The sequence below is a fragment of the Duganella radicis genome, from assembly GCF_009720825.1.
GTDB lineage: Bacteria > Pseudomonadota > Gammaproteobacteria > Burkholderiales > Burkholderiaceae_D > Rugamonas > Rugamonas radicis.
This window is the reverse complement of sequence record NZ_WNKY01000044.1, coordinates 15,378-34,068: the sequence shown is the minus strand read 5'-3', so window position 1 is coordinate 34,068 and position 18,691 is coordinate 15,378. Positions and strand designations below refer to the sequence as shown.

The following is an 18,691-nucleotide window of genomic DNA, read 5'->3' as shown; positions in this document are numbered from 1 at the left end:
AAATACGGGATAACAGCATGAAGAAGCAGTCGGTGACGTTGGTGCAGGTGGCGAAGAAGGCTGGGGTGTCGGTGATGACGGCCTCGCGCGCCATGTCGGGCGAGGGCTATGTATCGGAGGACACCAAAGCCAGAGTCCAGGAAGCCGCCAAGGCGCTCGGCTACGCGCCCAACGCGCTGGCGCGCGTGATGAAGGGCGGCCGCACCAATGTCATCGGCGTGGTGGTCAACGACCTCAGTTCGGTGGTGGTGAACGCCTTCGTCTCCGCGCTGACGGAGGAAGTCCGCAAGTACGAGATGGACCTCTTCATCTACAACTCCATCGGCCAGTTGGACGAACAGACGCAGCGCCGCCACAGCCAGTTGCTGCATGGCCTGTGGGATGGCCTGATCTACGTCCTGCCGCGCATGACCGACGAATACCTGCACGAACTGGAAAAGAGCGCGAGCCCGATCGTGCTGGTCAACTTCTGCCGCCGCGATACCACGTTGCCGGTGGTCCAGGGCGATAACTTCAACGCGGCGCGCGATGCGGTGGCGGGCCTGATCGCGCAAGGCCACCAGCGCATCGCCTTCATCAAAGGCACCCACTGGACCGGCCAGAGCGCCGAGCGTGAACGCGGCTACCGCCAGGCCATGGCCGACGCCGGCCTGCATATCGATAAACAGTGGATCGAGCAGGGCACCTACAGCGAACAATCCGGTCAGGAAGCCGCGCAGCGCCTGCTGGCGTTGGCCGAACGTCCCACCGCCATCTTCTGCGCCAACGATGAAATGGCGATCGGCTGCATGAACGCCGCGCGCGCGCTCAATCTGCAAGTGCCGGACGATCTGTCGCTGATCGGCTTCGACGATGTCACCGCCGCCAGCATCGTGCGTCCGCAGCTGACCACCATGCGCCACCCGCTGCCGCTGATGGCGCAAGCGGCGGTGCAGGAACTGATGCGCCGCATTCTGGGCCAGCCCGGCACGCGCCAGCGCGTCGAGTTCCCGGCCGAGATGGTGGTGCGCGAATCGACCGCGCCCATCGCCGGCATCACCAAACGCCGCACGCGCAAGGCATAAGCTTAGTCGCAAACTGTCGCATTTCTGCCCCACTGATGTAAAAAGGCTTGTCAATGAAAAGGTGGGCTGATAACGTTAACTCATCTTCATTTCAGAGACGTTGCCGGCTGATTTTTTTTAATGCGGTGTGATAACGTTCACATGACAAGCCGGCGAGATTGGTAACACAGGCATACAAGGTGTACATTCCATTGAGGAGGAGTCGCAGTGAGCAAGCATAATCAACATCCGGCCAGCCTGGCCGTTCGCCCCCTGGCAGCATCGGTTGCCCTGGCGCTGGCCAGTCTGTCGCACGGCGCCATGGCGCAGGACAGCAAGCCGGAGGACATCAAGATCGAGCAAGTGGTGGTGACCGCCAACAAGCGCGCCCAGAATTTGCAGGACGTGCCGGCCGCCATCACGGTGCTCAGCGACGCGACTCTCCAGCGTAACAACGTCCGTGACATCAACGACCTGCCCAACCTGTCGCCGGCGCTGACCGTCACATATTCCACCCAGCCGGGCAACTTCAGCATCAACATGCGCGGCATCGGTACTTACTCGCTGGGCATCGGCGTGGAGTCGGATGTGGCGGTGGTGATCGACGATATCCCGTTCGCGATGCAGGCCAACGCCTTCAAGGATCTGGCCGACGTGTTCCGCGTCGAGGTGCTGAAAGGCCCGCAATCCACGCTGCTCGGCAAGAGCTCCATCGCCGGTGCGGTCAACATCACCACCAAGCCGATCGACAATGAGTGGAAAGAGAAGGTCACCACCTACATGAGCAGCGACGGTGAATGGCGCGCCATGGGCTCCCTCTCCGGCGCCTTGAGCGACACGCTGCGCATGCGTGTGGCGGTCAACAAGTCCTCGTTTGGCGGCGTGGTGAAGAACCTGTACAACGGCGACCGCCTGAATGGCTCGCGCAGCACCAACTTTGTCGGCAAACTGGAATGGCGCCCGGACGATCAGTGGAACATCACCTTCAGTCCGCGCGCCAGCGAATCCACCGTCAACTGCTGCGTCCAGCCTTTCTCCAGCATGACGCCGGGCGGCCGTTACCAGAATGTGGCGCAACTGCCGGCATCGACGCTGCTGGCCGGGATCAACCCAGGTCCGGGCAATGTCAGCGTGCGCAACGACTACGGCGCCGGCGGCAAGGCCAGGGACAAGGGGGCGGGCCTGAAGGTGAACTACGCCTTTGACGAAAACGGCCCGCTGTCCGGCTATAACCTGAGCGCCATCAGCTCGTGGTCCAACTACCGCATGAACGACTATCAGGACGGCGACGCCACCGATAGCGACATTCTGGCCTACCTGCCGGTGAGTGGCGCGGTGACCGGCCTGCATGGCGGCCTGTATCAATATGGCTTGTTCGACGTGACGGCGCGTACCTTTGAACTGCGCCTGACTTCTCCGGACAAAGGCCCGCTGAAATACGTGGCCGGCCTGTGGTACGGCGATAACAAGCTGGCGCGCGAACTGACCCGCGCGCCGGTGTCGACCTATGTGACCGATTACGCGGCCACCGCCTACAACACCAGCTACGCCGCCTTCGGCCAGGCCAGCTATGACCTCACGCCAACCACCAGCGTGATCGCCGGCCTGCGGTTGAACAAGGAAGACACAGGCTACACCTTCACCCGCTACACGCCGCCGCCGGCCACCTCGCGCACCGTGACCGAGTATCTGAAAGGTGACGACAGCAATAACGACAAGACCGGCCGTCTCGGTCTGGAACATCGCTTCAACCAGAACGCCATGGGTTATGCGACTTATTCCACCGGCCACAAAGGCGTGGCGTACGACCTGACGTCGAGCTTCACCGGCGCCATCGCCAAGAGCCAGCCGGTTCCGGGCGAATCGGCGCACAGCATCGAAGCCGGTTTGAAACTGGGCCTGCTCAACGGCCGCATGACGCTGGACCTGGCCGCCTTCCGCACCAACTTCACCGGCTTCCAGCAGTCGGCCGGCTTCTACGACAGCGACGGTGTATTCCGCACCACGCTGCATTCGATCGGTGGCCTGCGCACCAGCGGCTTCGAAGCGGACATGGGCTGGCGCGTCGACAGCCGCCTGCAACTGAACGGCGCCTTTGCCTACACCCGCGCCATCGTGACCGATTTTGAAAACGGCCCATGCTATAGCGTGCTGAATGCGGCGGGCACCGGCACCACGCCGGGCGGCAATTGCGCGGTGAGTGCGAAGTACAACAACACCAGCGTCGCCAACCTGAAAGGCGCCACGCTGCCGAACGCGCCGAAGTTCAAGTTCAACCTCGGTGGTCAGTACGATATCCCGACCGACAACTCGTACAACGGCTTTATCACTGGCGCGTATCGCTTCCAGAGCCGTACGCAGTTCAATCTGAATCAGGACCCGATGACGATTCAGGGCGCGTATGGCATCTTCAATCTGGGCCTGGGCATCAAGGAGAAGAAGGACAAATACAAGTTCACCTTCCTGATCAACAACCTGTTCGATAAATCCTATGCCACCGGCCTGGCCAACAACTGGGCCAACGGCACCTGGAGTTCGAAAGCGCCTAATCCGGTGGTGGTCGTGAACACCACGCAGTGGACGCCGGCGCGCGACTACCAGCGCTACTTCGCCGTACGTGCCGACTTCACCTTCTAAGATCGCTACATCCCGCACCGGGATTCCTTTATAGTAGAGGCAGAAAACATAAAGGAGACCGAGGGTGCGGGATGGAACGGCAAGCGTCCGGGCAGGGCGCACAGGACTGCTGGTCCTGTGCGCCCTGTTGTTGATTGGCGATCTGGGATGGTCGCTGCGCGAGCGCTCGGTGCAGGAGTTATTCAAAGTGCATCTGATGCGCTTTAGCCAGGATGCCACGCTGCTCAATATTCTGATCGGCGCCATGCCGGCCCTGATCGCGCTGACACTCGGGCCGCTGATCGGCGCGTGGAGCGACCGTACCCGTTCGCGCTACGGCCGGCGCATCCCCTTCATCTTCGGCACCGCCGTGGTGACCGCCACCGGCATGCTGGGCATGGCCTTCAGCAGCACCCTGGCCGCACTGGCGGTCTGCTGGACCATCTTCGAGATGGCGACCATCGTCGGCAATCCTCTTTTCATCGCGCTGATTAACGACACCGTGCCGCGCCACATACTGGGGCGTTTCTTTGGCCTGTTCCGCATCGTCAGCCTGGCGACGGGGGCGGGCTTCTTCGCGCTGTTCTTCCGTAACGAACTGGTGTCGGTGTTTCAGCCGCTGCTGGTGGCCATCACCGGCGTCTACCTGTGCTGCATGCTGCTGGTGTGCTGGCGCGTGCGCGAGCCGGTTTGCGAAACGCCGGCGCAACGCGGCGGCTGGCTGCCGGTGCAGCCGGGCGATGCGCAGTGGGGCCGTCTGTTCGCGGCGGTATCGGTGGGCGCGCTGGCGGTCCTGCCGATCAATATCAACGCGCTCAACGCCTGCGCGCAGTTCGGCGCCGATGCCGGCGATTTCGGCAGCGCGATTGCGCTGACTTATGCGATCTCGATCCTGCTGGCGTGGCCGGTGGGATGGCTGGCCGACCGCTATCATCCTTTGCGGGTGGGAGCGGTGGTGCTGTCGGCGTATGCGGTGTGCATGCTGGTGGCGTGGCGGCTGGTGGACGAGCGTACCGGCTTCCTGCTGGCGCTATTGGTGCATGGCGTGCTGGCGGGCTGCTACCTGACCGGCACCGTGTCCTTGCTGCCTGCCTTGCTGCCGCGCGAACGCTTCTCGCAACTGGCGGCACTGTCGGCCTCCCTGACGGCGCTGCTGGTGGTGGTGTCGACCGTGGGTCTGGGCGCGCTGCTGGATGCGACCGGACGCGATTACCGCTTGCTGTATCTGGCCGGCGCGCTGACCGCGGGCTGCGGCGTGTTGCTATGGCGCGGCCTGCTCAAGCGTTATCTGTAGCTTCTGCGATCAGCACCTCGACGCCGCGCTGCGACAGCGCCTCACGCATGTCGGATGGCAGGGCGGCGTCGCTTACCACGATATCGACGCGGTTCACGTCACAGATGCGGTGCAGGCAGATGCGGCCGAACTTCGAACTGTCGGCCAGCACGATCACCTGGCGCGCCTGCGCCGCCATGCGGGCGTTGAGACGCGCTTCCGCTTCGTCATGGGTGGACAGCCCGAATGCGGGATCGCAGCCATCCACGCCTAAGAATAATTTGTCGAACACGTAGTCCTCCAGTCCCGCCTCGGCCTGTGGGCCTTGCAGCGACTGGGATGCTTTGCGCAGCGTGCCGCCGGAGAGCAGCAGTTCGATGTCCTGCACCGAGCCCAGTTCATTGGCGATCGGCAGGCTATTGGTGAACACGCTGAGCGGCAATGGCGCATCCGGCAACGCCGCCGTGCGCGCAAGCAGGATCGCCAGTTGCAGGGTGGTGCTGCCGGCGTCCAGTATCAGCTTGTCGCCGGGACGCACCAGTTGCATGGCGCGGGCGGCGATGCTGTGTTTGCGCTCGCGGTACTGACTGCGCTTTTCGTCCAGTGGAAGCCCGGATGGCGCGCCGCGCGTGGTGGTGGCGCCGCCATGCTGGCGCTGTACCAGGCCGGCTTGCTCCAGCACGCGCAGATCGCCGCGGATGGTGACGGGAGAAACGCCGAAGCGCTGCGCCAGACGGCTGACGTGTACCCGTTGCTGCATCTCCAGTGCGCGCAGGATTTCTTCGCGACGGCCGTCGCGGTGATTAAGCTGGTTCATGGTATTTCCACCGAAAGTTTTGATCAGGTTAATGGTAACGTTAACCTATCCGCTTGGCCACTGTCTTTTTTGCTGCACTGAAACGTGTGGCGCTGGAGCGACGCAATTTCCGTGGGGTATGTCAAATTAAAAACTATTGTGTCAAAAATGCATTTATTATGATTTACTGACAACACACAACCACAACGGGAGATACTGCCTTGAAAACCTCAAAAATGTTGCAGGCATCCGTTGCCGCAGCTTTGCTGTCCGCTGCGGCCGCCAACGCCGCCGTGATCGACTTCGATACGGCCTCGGTCGGCAGCCTGGCCTACGGCAGCCTGCCATTCCCGCTGAGTCTGGTGAATGTTTACCACGGCACCAGCTACACGGAGGAAGGCTTCACGCTGACCAGCTCGCATGGCGCGCTGGTGCATTCGCTGTTCGTGCCCGACGCGAACAATATCTTGTATCGCCCGGCTGCCGACAGCCTGGCCATGTCGGCCACCGCCCGTGACACCATCACGTTGACCGCCAACGATCATAGCGCCTTCAGCGCCACCTCGATCGACCTGTCCAAGTTGCTGCTGCTGGGTGGCTCGGTGACTTTCTACGGCGCCAAGGCCGACCATTCGGCCACCGTGCAGCAGACTTTCAACTACACCGGCACCTGGACCACCTTCAACTTCAACGCCTCGTTCTCCGGCCTGTCGTCGCTGACCTGGCAGCAGGGCCCGGCGCTGGGCGGCAAGTTTGAGTTTGATAATATCAATGTGACGGCCGTGCCGGAACCGGAGACCTACGCCATGCTGCTGGCCGGTCTGGGCCTGGTTGGCGTGGCCGCGCGCCGCCGCAAGCAAGCGCGGTGATCTAGCTCCACAACTTGCGGCCTTCGGTCTCCAGCTGGGTCAGGTAGAGACGGAGGTCGAATTCGTACTGGTGGTAGTTGGGCTCCATGTAGGTGCACAGCTTGTAGAAGGCCTTGTCGTGCTGTTTTTCCTTGATGTGCGCCAGCTCGTGCACGGCGATCATGCGCAGGAATTCCAGCGGCACTTCCTTGAAGATGGTCGCCACCCGGATCTCATGCTTGGCCTTGAGCTTGCCGCCCTGTACCCGTGAGATCGACGTGTGCAAGCCCAGCGCGTGGTTGATCACATGGATCTTGCTGTCATATTCCACCTTGTTGATCGGCTCGGCATTGCGCAGGAACTCCGTCTTCAACTCCTGGACGTACTGGTACAGCGCGCGGTCGGTGCGCAGGTCGTGCGGCTTGCTGTAGCGCTTGAGCAGGATTTCGCCCAGCCGGTTCTGGGCGATCAGCTGCGACACTTGCTGCCGGGTTTGTTCGTTGTAGGCGCTGAGATACTTCAGGTGAGACATGGGAGAGCGGCAAAAAATAGCGAGCCGCAACTTTAACACGCCAACCGCTATATAATTGAGTTTATTGCGACTCGGGAGGACCCATGGTGAAAGCAGGTGCGGCGATGGCGCTGATGGCGCTGAGCGGCGTGGCGGGCGCGGCGGAGATCACGGTATCGGCGGCAGCCAGCCTGACCAATGCCTTCAAGGAGATCGGCGCGGCGTACGAAAAAGAGCACGCCGGCGACAAGGTGCAGTTCAACTTTGCCGCCTCCGATCCGCTGGTGCAGCAGATCGCCAAGGGCGCGCCGGTGGACGTCTTCGCCTCGGCCGACCAGGACGCCATGGACAAGGCCGACGGCCTCAAACTGCTGGCCGCCGGCACCCGCAAGAACTTCGCCAGCAACAGTCTGGTGCTGATCGCACCGCAGGGCGGCAAGGCGCCAGTGAAGAGCTTGGTCGACGTGGCGCTGGCCGGCGTGGCGCGCGTCACCATCGGCAATCCCGCCAGCGTGCCGGTGGGCCGCTACACCAAGGCCGCGCTGGAGCAGGCCAAACTGTGGGCGGCGGTCGAGCCCAAGCTGATCCTCGGCAGCTCGGTGCGCCAGTGCCTGGACTACGTGGCGCGCGGCGAGGTGGACGCCGGTTTCGTCTACGCCACCGACGCCGCCATCGTCAAGGACAAGGTGACCGTGGTGGCCACGGTGCCGACCGAAACCCCGGTGACGTACCCGATCGCCGTCATCGCCGCCGGTCCGCAGGCGGCAACCGGCCGCAAGTTTGCCGACTACGTGCGGTCGCCGGCCGGTCAGGCCGTCCTGGCCAGGTACGGTTTCGGCCGCCCGTAAGTGGACGCCTTCGATCCAGCCTGGGTAGCGCTGCGGCTGTCGCTGAAAGTGGCTTTGTGGGCCACGCTGATCGACCTGGTGCTGGGCGTGGCGCTGGGCTATCTGCTGGCGCGCCAGCGCTTCCCCGGCCGCGAGCTGCTGGACGCGCTGCTGACCCTGCCAATGGTGATGCCGCCCACCGTGCTGGGCTACTACCTGCTGGTGGTGATCGGCCGCAACGGCGTGGTGGGCGCGTGGCTGCAACAGCATTTCGGCATCAACCTGATTTTCACCTGGCAGGCGGCGGTGATCGCGGCCGCCGTGGTGGCGTTTCCGCTGGTGCTGAAAGGCGCGCGCGCCGCGTTTGAAAGTATCGATACGCAACTGGAGCAGGCGGCACAGGCGCTGGGCCTGTCGCCGCTTGGCGTGTTCCTGCGCGTGACCTTGCCGCTGGCGTGGCGCGGCGTCTTGGGCGGCACCTTGCTGGCCTTCGCGCGCTCCATGGGCGAGTTCGGCGCCACGCTGATGGTGGCCGGCAGCATCCCCGGCAAGACGCAGACGCTGTCGATTGCCGTCTACGAAGCGGTGCAGGCTGGGCAGGACGACCACGCCAACCTGCTGGTGATCATCACCTCGGTGGTGTGCATCGCCGTGCTGGTGGCGGCCAACAAGCTGACGCCCAACCGCAACCCGCTGGTGTGATCATGCAAATTTCCCTCGACATCAGCAAGACCCTGCGCTCCGGCGAGCGCACCTTCCAGCTGGAGGCGTGCTTCGCCTCGGCCGGTCAGCGCGTGGTGGTGTACGGCCCGTCCGGCGCCGGCAAGAGCCAGATGATGAAGGCGCTGGCCGGACTGGTCACACCCGACCGCGGCCGCATCGAGCTGGCCGGCCGCTGCCTGTACGACGGCCTGGGCGGCATCAATGTGCCGGCGCGCGAGCGCAATGTGGCCTATCTGTTCCAGGACTACGCGCTGTTTCCGCATCTGAACGTGCGGCAGAACATCGGCTTCGGCTTGCAGCGCGGCTGGCGCAATCCGCGCGCCGCCGTCGAGGGCGAGGCGATACGCTACTGGCTGCAAGCCTTTGAGCTGGAGCCTGTAGCGCACCAGTTCCCACATCAGCTGTCCGGCGGCCAGCGGCAACGGGTGGCGCTGGCGCGCGCGTTGGCACCGCAGCCCGCGGCGCTGCTGCTGGACGAGCCGTTTGCCGCGCTCGATCCCGGCTTGCGCGAGCGTATGCGCGCCGAACTGGACGCCTTGCAGCGCCGCCTCGCCATTCCCATGCTGCTCATCACGCACGACCCGGAGGATGTGCGCGTGTTCGGCGAGCATGTGCTGCGCATGGAAGGCGGCCGCATCGTGGAGGAGAAGTGGGCATGAGCATGGAATTGCAAGGCAATGTGTGGCTGACCATCGATGGCCAGAAGCTGGGCGGGCAAGACCGCGTGGCGCTGCTGGCGGCGGTGGCGGCAACCGGGTCGATCACGGCGGCCGCCAAGACGGTCGGCATGAGCTACAAGGGCGCGTGGGACGCCATCGAAGCGATGAATAATCTGGCTGGCGAACCGCTGGTGGAGCGCGCCGCCGGCGGCAAGGGCGGCGGCGGCACGCGCTTGACGGGGCGCGGCGCGCAGCTGGTGGAAAACTTCCGCAAGGTCGATGCGGCGCACCGCGAGTTTGTCGCGCACCTGAGCGCGCAGTCGCATGCGCTGGCCGACGATTTTTTACTGCTGCAAAGGATGAAAATGAAAACCAGTGCACGCAACCAGTTCAGCGGCAAGGTGGTGTCCTTGAAACGCGGCGCGGTCAATGATGAGGTGGTGCTGGAAATCGTTGGCGGTCAGCATATTGTCGCCACCATCACGCGCGACAGCAGCCACAGCCTCGGGCTGGATGTGGGCGTGGAGGCATTCGCCTTGATCAAGGCCTCGTCGATCGTCGTTGCCACCGAGCTGGGCGACGTCAAGCTGTCGGCGCGCAACCGTCTGTCGGGCAAGGTCAGCCGCGTGCTGCCGGGCGCGGTCAATACCGAGGTGAGTATCGAATTGCCGGGCGGCGGCACGATCGCCGCCATCGTTACGCGCGACAGCGGCGAGGCGCTGGCGCTCGCGGTGGGCGCCGAAACCAGCGCCATCTTCAAAGCCTCCAGCGTGATTATCGGCACACCGGCGTAAGCGCCTATTGCTTGTTGCCTCCCTTTGACGATTGCTCGGAGCCGGCGCTGCGGCTGCCGTTCTTTTCCGCGGCGGCGCGCGCGGCCGACTGGCGGCTTTCGCCCCCCTTGCGGCCGATGGCGGCCATGTGCTCGCGGTCGCGGCTGACGGCCTCGCCGCCTTTCTGGCCGGCGCGGCGCGCCTCTTCCGAATCGAATTCGTGCGCCGTGCCTTTCTGGTGCGCGGCCTGGCCGCCCTTGCTGGCGATGGCGCGCTGGGTGGCTTCGTCCATGGCGGCAAAGCCGCGCTTGGCCGTGCCCTTGGGTTTGTCGCTTGCTGAATTACTGGCCATATCAACCTCCGTCTGTAGTGGAAAGAAGGCAGCGGACTGGCCCGCTGCTCTGTGTGGTTAGAGCGGCAACGTTGACGGAAGTTCCAGTTAATGACGCAGCTGGCTGCCGGGCTGCGCGCGGCTGAACTGTGCGACGAGAGGGGCGTTGGATTGCTGCGCGTTTTTGCTGGCCATCAGCTGCTGCACGTTGACGCCGCTGTCGGCCAGCAGGTCGCGCCCGAGTTGCAGATTGAGTTCGCTCAGCCGCTGCATGGTTTGCAGCATGCGCAGGGAGACGTCGATGTAAAAGTCCAGCAGGACTTCGGCGTGGGGACGAAAGACGGGGGAAGGCAGTTGTGGGAACATGATGGTGGGTCCTCGGCGTGTTGGCGGTATCCGGATAGACGCCGAGGACGATGGATGGTTCCCGGGTTTTTACGGTGTGGCCACCTGCAATACCAGCTTGCCGAAGTTCTTCCCTTCAAACAGCATGTTCAGCGCCGATGGGAAGTTGTCCAGACCCTGCACGATGTCTTCCTTGCTCTTGACCTTGCCTTCCTTCATCCAGCCGGCCAGCGCGGCCACGCCCACGTGGTAGCGGTCGGCGTAGTCGAACACCACGATGCCTTCCATGCGCGCGCGGTTGACCAGCAGCGACAGGTAGTTCGACGGTCCCTGCACCGGCGTGGTGTTGTTGTACTGCGAGATGGCGCCGCAGATGACGATGCGCGCTTTCAGGTTGATGCGGGTGAGCACGGTGTCGAGGATCTCGCCGCCGACGTTGTCGAAGTAGACGTCCACACCCTGCGGGCAGTGCTGCTTGAGGCCGTCCTTGACCGAGTCGTTCTTGTAGTCGATGCAGGCGTCGAAGCCCAGCTGGCCGACCACGAAGTCGCATTTGTCCTTGCCGCCGGCGATGCCGACCACGCGGCAGCCCAGCTGTTTGGCGACCTGGCCCACGGTCTGGCCGACCGCGCCGGCCGCGCCCGACACCACCACGGTCTCGCCGGCCTTGGGCTGGCCCGATTCGAGCAGGCCGAAGTAGGCGGTCATGCCGGGCATGCCGAGGGTGTTCAGCCAGGTGGTCAGCGGCGCCAGGCTGGCATCGATTTTATAAAAGGCGCCGCTCTTGTCGTCGGCCGCGCCGGTCCAGTAGCGCTGCACGCCGGTGCCGCCGGAGACGTGGTCGCCGACGGCAAATTTGGGCGACTTCGACGCCACCACCACGCCGACGCCGCCAGCGCGCATCACCTCGCCGATGGCCACCGGGCGGATGTAGGATTTGCCTTCGTTCATCCAGCCGCGCATGGCCGGATCGAGCGACAGGTACAGCACTTTGACGCGGATTTCGCCATCGGCCAGCGGGCGCAGCGGCTCTTCGGCCCGTTGCCAGTCGCCGTCCTTGACCATGCCGACCGGACGCGCGGCCAGGCGGAATTGCAGATTTGTCTCCATTGTGTTCCTCCAAGTGTGGGGTGGGATGACTATATCTCAAATTGCACGATCGTGCTATTTTTGTCGTCGCGGGCAAGGCATGCGACAATAGATATCTTTTTGTCCAACCTACCACGGTTTTATGAGCAATCCCGAATACATTTTGACACTGTCTTGCCTGGACCAGCGCGGAATCGTGCATCGCGTTTCGGGCTTCCTGGCTGAGCACGGCTGCAACATCATCGATTCCGCCCAGTTTGGCGACAGCGAATCGAAGCTGTTCTTCATGCGCGTGCACTTCTCGCTCGAAGACCGCGATATCGACGACGAACTGTTGCGCGCCGACTTCGGCCTGCTGGCGGCCGACATGCAGCTGGACTGGGAACTGCGCGATGCGCACTACAAGCCGCGCGTGATGCTGATGGTGTCGAAGATCGGCCATTGCCTCAACGACCTGCTGTTCCGCTACAAGAGTGGCCTGCTGCCGGTGGAGATTCCGGCCATCGTGTCGAATCACATGGACTTCTACCAGCTGGCGGCCAGCTACAACATCCCGTTCCACCACCTGCCGCTGGCCACCGGCGCGCCGCTGGAAGACAAGCTGGCGCAGGAAGCCAGGATCATCGAGCTGATCAACAATCACAAGATCGACCTGGTGGTGCTGGCGCGCTACATGCAGATCCTGTCGCCGGGCCTGTGCGCGGCGCTGAAAGGCAAGGCGATCAATATTCACCATTCCTTCCTGCCGAGCTTCAAGGGCGCCAAGCCGTATGCGCAGGCGCATCACCGCGGCGTCAAGCTGATCGGCGCCACCGCCCACTTTGTCACCGGCGATCTGGACGAAGGCCCGATCATCGAGCAGGACGTCGAGCGCGTCGATCACTCGATGGATGCCGAGACCCTGTCGGCCATCGGCCGCGACGTCGAGTGCGTGGTGCTGGCGCGCGCGGTGAAGTGGTTCGTCGAACACCGCGTTTTGCAGAACGGCGCCAAAACCGTCGTATTCAAGTAAGAGATTTTTAGATGGCCCTCAAAGCAACAATTTACAAAGCAGAACTGTCGATTGCGGACATGGACCGCAATTACTACGAGACGCACCAGCTGACGCTGGCGCGCCATCCGTCCGAGACCGACGAGCGCATGATGGTGCGTTTGCTGGCCTTCGCCATCCACGCCAACGAGGCGCTGACCTTCACCAAGGGCCTGTTCGACGTCGAGGAGCCGGACCTGTGGCACAAAGACCTGACCGGCGCCATCGAGCTGTCGATCCAGGTCGGCCAGCCGGATGAGAAAATCATCCTCAAGGCTTGCGGCCGTTCGGAGCACGTCTACGTGTACAGCTATGCGGCCACCAGCCACATCTGGTGGAAAGGCCTGGCCAACAAGGTCGAGCGCTGCAAGAACCTGACCGTGGTCGACTTCAACGCCGACGCCACTGAGCAATTGGGTAAAATGGCGCAGCGTACCATGCAGCTGCAATGCACCATCCAGGACGGCCAGATCTGGCTGACCGACGGCGCCACCACGGTGGAAATCGCGCGCGAGGTGTTGAAGTCCGAGCGCTAAGCAAAGGAGTTCGTGATGAAGAAGTGCTTCACCTTGCTGGCGCTGATGGGCGCCACCGCCGCGCAGGCGCACGTCACGCTCGATCCATCGACCGCGACGGCCGGCGCCTATCAGAAGCTGGCCTTCCGCGTCGGCCACGGTTGCGACGGCAAGGCCACCACCGGCCTGACCGTCACGCTGCCGGACGGCGCCACGCACGCCAAGCCCATGCCCAAGCCCGGCTGGAAAATCGCCGTGACCGACAGCGGCGCGCTGCATGAAATCAGCTGGAGGGGCGGTTCGCTGCCGGATGCCTATTTCGATGAGTTCGTGGTGCAGGTCAAGCTGTCTGGCGAGCCGGGCAAGCTGTACTTCCGCGTGGTGCAGGAGTGCGGCAAGGTCAGCGTGGCGTGGGACGAGATTGCCGGTGAAAAGATGAAGGCGCCCGCGCCGGTGCTGGACGTCTTGCCGGCGCCGGCCGGCGCGCAGGCGCACGCGCACTAAGCACGCGCACCGATCACTTCACCACCGCGCCGCCTTTCATCACCCACTGGACTTGCTCCAGTGTCTTCACATCCTTCAGCGGCTCGCCATCCACGGCGATGAGGTCGGCGTACTTGCCGGCCTCGATGCTGCCCACCTTGTCGCTCCAGCCCAGCAGATCGGCCGCGTTGACCGTCGCCGTGCGGATCGCCTGCGCCGGCGTCATGCCCAGCTTGACCAGCACGCCGAATTCGCGCGCGTTCAGGCCGTGCGGGTAGACGGCGGCGTCGGTGCCGAAGGCGATCGGCACGCCGGCCTTGATGGCCCTGGCGATATTGCCGCGCGCGGCCGGCAGCACCACCCTGGCTTTTTCCAGCAGCGGCTTGGGCAGCTTGATGGCTTCGGCGTTTTCGATCAACCAGTCGCCGAGGTAGAGCGTCGGCACCAGGTACGTCTTGTGCTCCTTCATCAGCTTGATGCCTTCGTCGTCGATGTAGGAACCGTGTTCGACCGAGTCGATGCCGGCCAGCACCGACAGCTTGATGCCGTCGCCGCCGTGCGCGTGGGCGGCGGTTTTGCGGCCGAGGCGGTGGGCCTCGCTGATGATGGCTTTCAATTCCTCCAGCGTGTATTGCGAGGTGCGCGGGTCGTCGCCGAAGGACAGCACGCCGCCGGTGGCGCAGATCTTGATGACGTCGGCGCCGTACTTGATGTTGCGGCGCGTGACCTTCAGCGCCTCATCATGGCCGTCGGCCACGCCCAGCGCGGTGAGCTTGTATTCCGGCGCGTGCATGGTTTCATCGCAGTGGCCGCCGGTGATGCTCAGTGGCGGGCCGGAGGCGAGGATGCGCGGGCCGGGCACATCGCCGTCGTTGATGGCGTCGCGCAGGCCGATGTCGGTGTAAGCGTCGGCGCCGACGTCGCGGATGGTGGTGAAGCCGGCGCGCAGCGTGACCAGGGCATTGCGCGCGCCGCTGAGCGTGATGCGCGGCACCGACTTGGCGATCAGGCTATAGCCGGCGTCTTCCGGATTGCCGGTGATGTGGGTGTGGGCGTCGATCAGGCCGGGCAGCAGGGTCTTGTTGCCGAGGTCGATAACCTGGGCGCCGGCCGGGATGGCCAGCTCGCTGCCGGCGGCGGTGATGCGGTCGCCGCTGATCAGCACCACGGCGTGGTCGACCAGCGTGCCGTTGCGCACATCGACCATATGGGCGGCTTTGACGGCGACGGTGGCGGGCTCCGCTGCGCAAGCGGCCGCGCAGGCCAGCATCAGAATAGACGAGGTGATCGCTTTCAAGTCATTCTCCCAGAAGTTTTATTGAGGAGAGCCAAACCCAGCTCGCCGCCTAGCGTACTCGGCAATGAAGGCGAAGGCTAGAATATTCTTTCATGACCTCCGCCACCGACGCCCTCTACAAGCAACTATTCTCCCACCCGGAAATCGTGCGCGACCTGGTGGCGGGTTTCCTGCCGGCCGCTTGGGCGCGGCAACTGGAAGTGGGCGCGTTCGAGCGCGTCAACGCCAGCTATGCAAGCGAGCAGGGCAAGACGCGGCATGAGGATGTGGTGTGGCGCGCGCGGATAGGCGGCGAGTGGGTGTACGTCTACATCCTGTTGGAATTCCAGTCGCGGCCGGACAAATGGATGGCGCTGCGCATGCAGGTCTACATTGGTTTGCTGTACCAGGATCTGGTGGCGCAGCACAAACTGAGCAAGCACGGCAAGCTGCCGCCCGTGCTGCCGATCGTGCTGTACCACGGCCGCCGTCCCTGGCGCGCCGCCACCGAGCTGGCGCAACTGATGCTGCCTGCTCCCGATGGCCTGGAATGCTTCCAGGCGCGTCAGCGCTACTTGCTGATTGACCAATGCCACGATGGCGCGCATGGAGACATTGTTGGCTTGCTATTCCGTGTTATGAGTGCAGTCACGGAGAGCGAGGTGCGTAGTGCCGCCACCGCGTTTGCGCAGCGGGTACAACGATTTGATCTGGCCTCAGCGCGCGCCAGCTTGATGCGTTGGCTGCGGCTCACCTTGCAAGACGATTGCGGCGATTCTATGATGGATCGTGAGGAGGATACGCTGATGCCACCGAACAGAAAATACAGATTCGAAGACGTGTTTACTGACGAGTTCTTCGATCGCCTGCTGACCGGACCGGACGAGAGTCGGGAGCAAGGCAGGCAGCAAGGGATGCAGGAAGGGATGCGGGAAGGGAGGCAACAAGGGATGCAGGAAGGCATGCAATTAGGCGAGCGTCGAGCACTTCGCCAGGTGCTGAAAGACTTGATGCGCGGCGTGGATTTACCGATCGGGGCAGTCGATGAAATCACGAGCGCGGACTGCGTTCAGTTGCGTGCTTGGATCAACGCCTTGATCGGTGGCGCCAGCCCCCGGCAGTTGTTTGCCGGAGGCTGAACAGGGCTTACACGCCCAGCAGCGATACCGCTTTGGTGTTGAGGTAGGCTTCCAGCGCCTCCGGGCCACCTTCCGAACCGTAGCCCGAATCCTTGACGCCGCCAAACGGCATCTCGGCGCTCGGCGTGGCCGGCTGGTTCAGCCACAGCATGCCCACTTCCACGTTGTGCATCAGCTGATGCGCGTTCTTGATCGAACGGGTAAAGGCATAACCCGCCAGACCAAACGGCAGACGGTTGGCCTCGGCAATCGCCTCATCCAGCGAATCGAAACCGCGGATCGCCGCCACCGGGCCGAACGGCTCGTCATTGAACACGCTGGCATTCAGCGGCACGTCGGCCAGAATGGTCGGCGCGAAGAAGTTGCCCTCGCTGCCCACGCGCTCGCCGCCGGTCGCCACCTTGGCGCCCTTGGCGCGCGCATCGGCCACCACACTGCTCATGGCCGCCACGCGGCGTTCGTTGGCCAGCGGGCCCAGCGTCGTGCCCTCCACCAGACCGTTGCCCAGTTGCAGACGCTCGGCATGCGCCACCAGCGCCCGGGTGAACTCATCCTTGATGCTGTTGTGGACCAGGAAGCGGGTCGGCGAGATGCACACCTGGCCGGCGTTGCGGAACTTGGCGCCGCCGGTGGCTTCCACGGCCAGCGCCACGTCGGCGTCATCGGCCACGATCACCGGCGCATGGCCGCCCAGCTCCATGGTCACGCGCTTCATGTGCGCGCCGGCCAGCGCGGCCAGCTGCTTGCCCACCGGCGTGGAGCCGGTGAAGGTCACCTTGCGGATCACCGGATGCGGAATCAGGTAATTGGAAATCTCGGCCGGATCGCCGAACACCAGGCCAACCGCGCCCGCCGGCACGCCGGCGTCGACGAAGCACTGGAACAGCGCCGCCGGCGAGGCCGGGGTTTCTTCCGGCGCCTTGCACAGGAAGGAGCAACCGGTGGCCAGCGCGGCGGCCAGCTTGCGCACCACCTGGTTGATCGGGAAGTTCCACGGCGTGAACGCCGCCACCGGGCCGACCGGCTCCTTCAGCACCAGCTGCTGCGCCGCCGGATTACGCGACGGCACGATGCGGCCGTACACGCGCATGCCTTCGGCCGCGAACCAGTCGATGATATCGGCGCCGGCCAGCGCCTCGCCGCGCGCCTGCACCAGCGGCTTGCCTTGTTCCTGGGTCAGCAGGCGGCCGATTTCGTCGGCGCGCTCGCGCAGCAGGCTGGCGGCGCGGCGCATGATGGCGGCGCGCTCGAAGGCCGGCACCTTGCGCCAGGCGTCAAAGCCGCGCTGCGCCGCCGCCAGCGCGCGGTCGAGGTCGGCGATGCTGGCGTGCGCCACCGTGCCGATGGGCTTGCCGGTGGCCGGATTCAGCACCGGAATGGTCTTGCCGCCGGTGGCATCGGTCCATTCGTTGGCGATCAGCAGGCGGGTATCTGGGTAGGTGGGGGTAGTCATGGTGGGTCTCCGTTCATCAACACCCGCTACTTTGCCAGAAATTCGCCCGGCGCGTATGGCCGGGCTCAGTTTTGCGGCGCCGCGCCCAGCCGTTTGATGGTGCCGGAACCCATGATGCTTTTGCTAATTTGCGGATCGCCGTAGTAGTTGATGTCGCCCGAGCCGGCCACGCTCAGGTTGAGCGATTTTTTGGCCCATACCGTGGCCTGGCCGGAACCGCCGATGCTGACCACCGCGTCGCGCGCTTGCAGCTGGCCCAGTTGCACCCGGCCGGAGCCGCCGATCGACACTTGCAGGCGCTCGGTGTTGCCGGCCGCTTTCAGGCTGCCGCTGCCGCCCAGCGCGATGGCCGCCGATTCGCTTTCCAGCTGGCCGACATGGATCGAGCCGGAGCCGCCGACGTCGATGGTCAGGTTTTCGCCCTTCAGCCTGTCGGCGCTGACGTTGCCCGAGCCGCCGATCGACAGCCGCTCCAGCGTGCGCGCCTGCACAATGATTTTCATGGTGCGGGTATCGAGCTTGAGGCTGTTCTTGACCGGGCGCACCCGCAGGGTGCCGTTTTCCACCACGGTTTCGATCAGCGGCTGGAGATTGTCGTCGGTTTCCACGCTGATGCCTTCGGTGCTGCCGAGGCGGATCTCAACGTCGCCATTGACGCCGACCGACAGCGCGCTGAAATGCCCGATCTCGCGGGTTTGCCTGACGATCTTGCCGCTGCCTTGCACCCGCTCGCCGCCGCCCAGCCAGCTCAGGGGGCCGGCCTGGGCCAGCATGACGGGAGCGCTGGCGGCCGCCAGGCCGGCGCTCAGGAACAGGGCGGTAACGATGCGACGAGTGGTCATGGTGCTCTCCTTGGTTATCTTGAGGAGCATGGTACGGATTCCGGCCGCCGCCCGGAACCGCGCTGCGACGGATTGCAGCTTGCGCGGCGCAGAATGCGTTCCGCCGGGAATGGGCGGCG

General features: G+C 64.2%; 20 protein-coding genes. 12 read left to right on the top strand and 8 right to left on the bottom strand.

Annotated features, from left to right (window positions below; translation table 11 throughout):
- Positions 1 to 17: 17 nt before the first annotated feature.
- From GM676_RS25745 to GM676_RS25735, 3 genes are all read left to right on the top strand, one after another.
- A complete protein-coding gene (locus GM676_RS25745) occupies positions 18 to 1,064 on the top strand; it encodes a LacI family DNA-binding transcriptional regulator (protein WP_155467060.1) in 1,047 nt (348 codons plus the stop codon).
- A gap of 207 nt (positions 1,065 to 1,271) precedes the next feature.
- Positions 1,272 to 3,680: a TonB-dependent receptor gene (locus GM676_RS25740; RefSeq protein ID WP_155467059.1), complete on the top strand. Its 2,409-nt coding sequence runs from the start codon at positions 1,272 to 1,274 to the stop codon at positions 3,678 to 3,680.
- Between the two features lie 127 nt (positions 3,681 to 3,807).
- Positions 3,808 to 4,953 (top strand): MFS transporter, encoded by a 1,146-nt coding sequence (locus GM676_RS25735; RefSeq protein ID WP_155467058.1) that lies wholly within the window; start codon positions 3,808 to 3,810, stop codon positions 4,951 to 4,953.
- On the opposite strand, the gene agaR is transcribed toward GM676_RS25735, so the two are convergent.
- A complete protein-coding gene (agaR, locus tag GM676_RS25730) occupies positions 4,937 to 5,749 on the bottom strand; it encodes a transcriptional repressor AgaR (protein WP_155467057.1) in 813 nt (270 codons plus the stop codon). The two genes, GM676_RS25735 and agaR, sit on opposite strands and share 17 nt — an antisense overlap.
- A 200-nt stretch (positions 5,750 to 5,949) precedes the next feature.
- Here agaR and GM676_RS32410 point away from each other — a divergent pair, with 200 nt between their 5' ends.
- Entirely contained in the window at positions 5,950 to 6,597 is a 648-nt protein-coding gene (locus GM676_RS32410) for a PEPxxWA-CTERM sorting domain-containing protein (protein ID WP_229262865.1), read from the top strand.
- Position 6,598: 1 nt separating this feature from the next.
- On the opposite strand, the gene GM676_RS25720 is transcribed toward GM676_RS32410, so the two are convergent.
- Entirely contained in the window at positions 6,599 to 7,108 is a 510-nt protein-coding gene (locus GM676_RS25720; protein WP_155467056.1) for a YgjP-like metallopeptidase domain-containing protein, read from the bottom strand.
- A gap of 83 nt (positions 7,109 to 7,191) precedes the next feature.
- Here GM676_RS25720 and modA point away from each other — a divergent pair, with 83 nt between their 5' ends.
- Genes modA through GM676_RS25700 form a run of 4 tightly spaced genes read left to right on the top strand, consistent with a single transcriptional unit; the run spans position 7,192 to position 10,090 of the window.
- On the top strand, positions 7,192 to 7,935 hold the full coding sequence (gene modA, locus GM676_RS25715) for a molybdate ABC transporter substrate-binding protein (RefSeq protein WP_155467055.1): 744 nt from the start codon (positions 7,192 to 7,194) through the stop codon (positions 7,933 to 7,935).
- Positions 7,936 to 8,616 (top strand): molybdate ABC transporter permease subunit, encoded by a 681-nt coding sequence (modB, locus tag GM676_RS25710; protein WP_371866373.1) that lies wholly within the window; start codon positions 7,936 to 7,938, stop codon positions 8,614 to 8,616. It begins immediately after the preceding gene.
- 2 nt (positions 8,617 to 8,618) lie between these two features.
- Complete coding sequence (locus GM676_RS25705; protein ID WP_155467054.1) at positions 8,619 to 9,296, top strand: ABC transporter ATP-binding protein; 678 nt, start codon at positions 8,619 to 8,621, stop codon at positions 9,294 to 9,296.
- Positions 9,297 to 9,298: 2 nt separating this feature from the next.
- The gene (locus GM676_RS25700; protein WP_155467072.1) at positions 9,299 to 10,090 is read left to right on the top strand and encodes a TOBE domain-containing protein; all 792 of its coding nucleotides are present in this window, start codon (positions 9,299 to 9,301) and stop codon (positions 10,088 to 10,090) included.
- Between the two features lie 4 nt (positions 10,091 to 10,094).
- On the opposite strand, the gene GM676_RS25695 is transcribed toward GM676_RS25700, so the two are convergent.
- From GM676_RS25695 to GM676_RS25685, 3 genes are all read right to left on the bottom strand, one after another.
- The gene (locus GM676_RS25695; protein ID WP_155467053.1) at positions 10,095 to 10,421 is read right to left on the bottom strand and encodes a KGG domain-containing protein; all 327 of its coding nucleotides are present in this window, start codon (positions 10,419 to 10,421) and stop codon (positions 10,095 to 10,097) included.
- 87 nt (positions 10,422 to 10,508) lie between these two features.
- Positions 10,509 to 10,766: a phasin family protein gene (locus GM676_RS25690; RefSeq protein ID WP_155467052.1), complete on the bottom strand. Its 258-nt coding sequence runs from the start codon at positions 10,764 to 10,766 to the stop codon at positions 10,509 to 10,511.
- A 69-nt stretch (positions 10,767 to 10,835) separates the two neighbouring features.
- Complete coding sequence (locus GM676_RS25685) at positions 10,836 to 11,855, bottom strand: NADP-dependent oxidoreductase (RefSeq protein ID WP_155467051.1); 1,020 nt, start codon at positions 11,853 to 11,855, stop codon at positions 10,836 to 10,838.
- 121 nt (positions 11,856 to 11,976) lie between these two features.
- Here GM676_RS25685 and purU point away from each other — a divergent pair, with 121 nt between their 5' ends.
- Genes purU through GM676_RS25670 form a run of 3 tightly spaced genes read left to right on the top strand, consistent with a single transcriptional unit; the run spans position 11,977 to position 13,883 of the window.
- Positions 11,977 to 12,846, top strand: a complete 870-nt coding sequence (gene purU, locus GM676_RS25680; protein WP_155467050.1) for a formyltetrahydrofolate deformylase — start codon at positions 11,977 to 11,979, stop codon at positions 12,844 to 12,846.
- 11 nt (positions 12,847 to 12,857) lie between these two features.
- Positions 12,858 to 13,400: a YaeQ family protein gene (locus GM676_RS25675; RefSeq protein WP_155467049.1), complete on the top strand. Its 543-nt coding sequence runs from the start codon at positions 12,858 to 12,860 to the stop codon at positions 13,398 to 13,400.
- Between the two features lie 15 nt (positions 13,401 to 13,415).
- Positions 13,416 to 13,883, top strand: a complete 468-nt coding sequence (locus tag GM676_RS25670) for a YcnI family copper-binding membrane protein (RefSeq protein ID WP_155467048.1) — start codon at positions 13,416 to 13,418, stop codon at positions 13,881 to 13,883.
- A 13-nt stretch (positions 13,884 to 13,896) separates the two neighbouring features.
- Here the strand turns inward: GM676_RS25670 and GM676_RS25665 are convergent, their stop codons facing one another.
- Positions 13,897 to 15,159: a Xaa-Pro dipeptidase gene (locus GM676_RS25665; protein ID WP_229262864.1), complete on the bottom strand. Its 1,263-nt coding sequence runs from the start codon at positions 15,157 to 15,159 to the stop codon at positions 13,897 to 13,899.
- A 92-nt stretch (positions 15,160 to 15,251) separates the two neighbouring features.
- Here GM676_RS25665 and GM676_RS25660 point away from each other — a divergent pair, with 92 nt between their 5' ends.
- Positions 15,252 to 16,277, top strand: a complete 1,026-nt coding sequence (locus GM676_RS25660) for an Rpn family recombination-promoting nuclease/putative transposase (protein ID WP_155467047.1) — start codon at positions 15,252 to 15,254, stop codon at positions 16,275 to 16,277.
- Between the two features lie 7 nt (positions 16,278 to 16,284).
- Here GM676_RS25660 and GM676_RS25655 read toward each other — a convergent pair whose 3' ends face one another.
- Positions 16,285 to 17,730 (bottom strand): NAD-dependent succinate-semialdehyde dehydrogenase, encoded by a 1,446-nt coding sequence (locus GM676_RS25655; RefSeq protein WP_155467046.1) that lies wholly within the window; start codon positions 17,728 to 17,730, stop codon positions 16,285 to 16,287.
- A gap of 65 nt (positions 17,731 to 17,795) precedes the next feature.
- On the bottom strand, positions 17,796 to 18,572 hold the full coding sequence (locus GM676_RS25650; RefSeq protein WP_229262863.1) for a head GIN domain-containing protein: 777 nt from the start codon (positions 18,570 to 18,572) through the stop codon (positions 17,796 to 17,798).
- Positions 18,573 to 18,691: the final 119 nt, after the last annotated feature.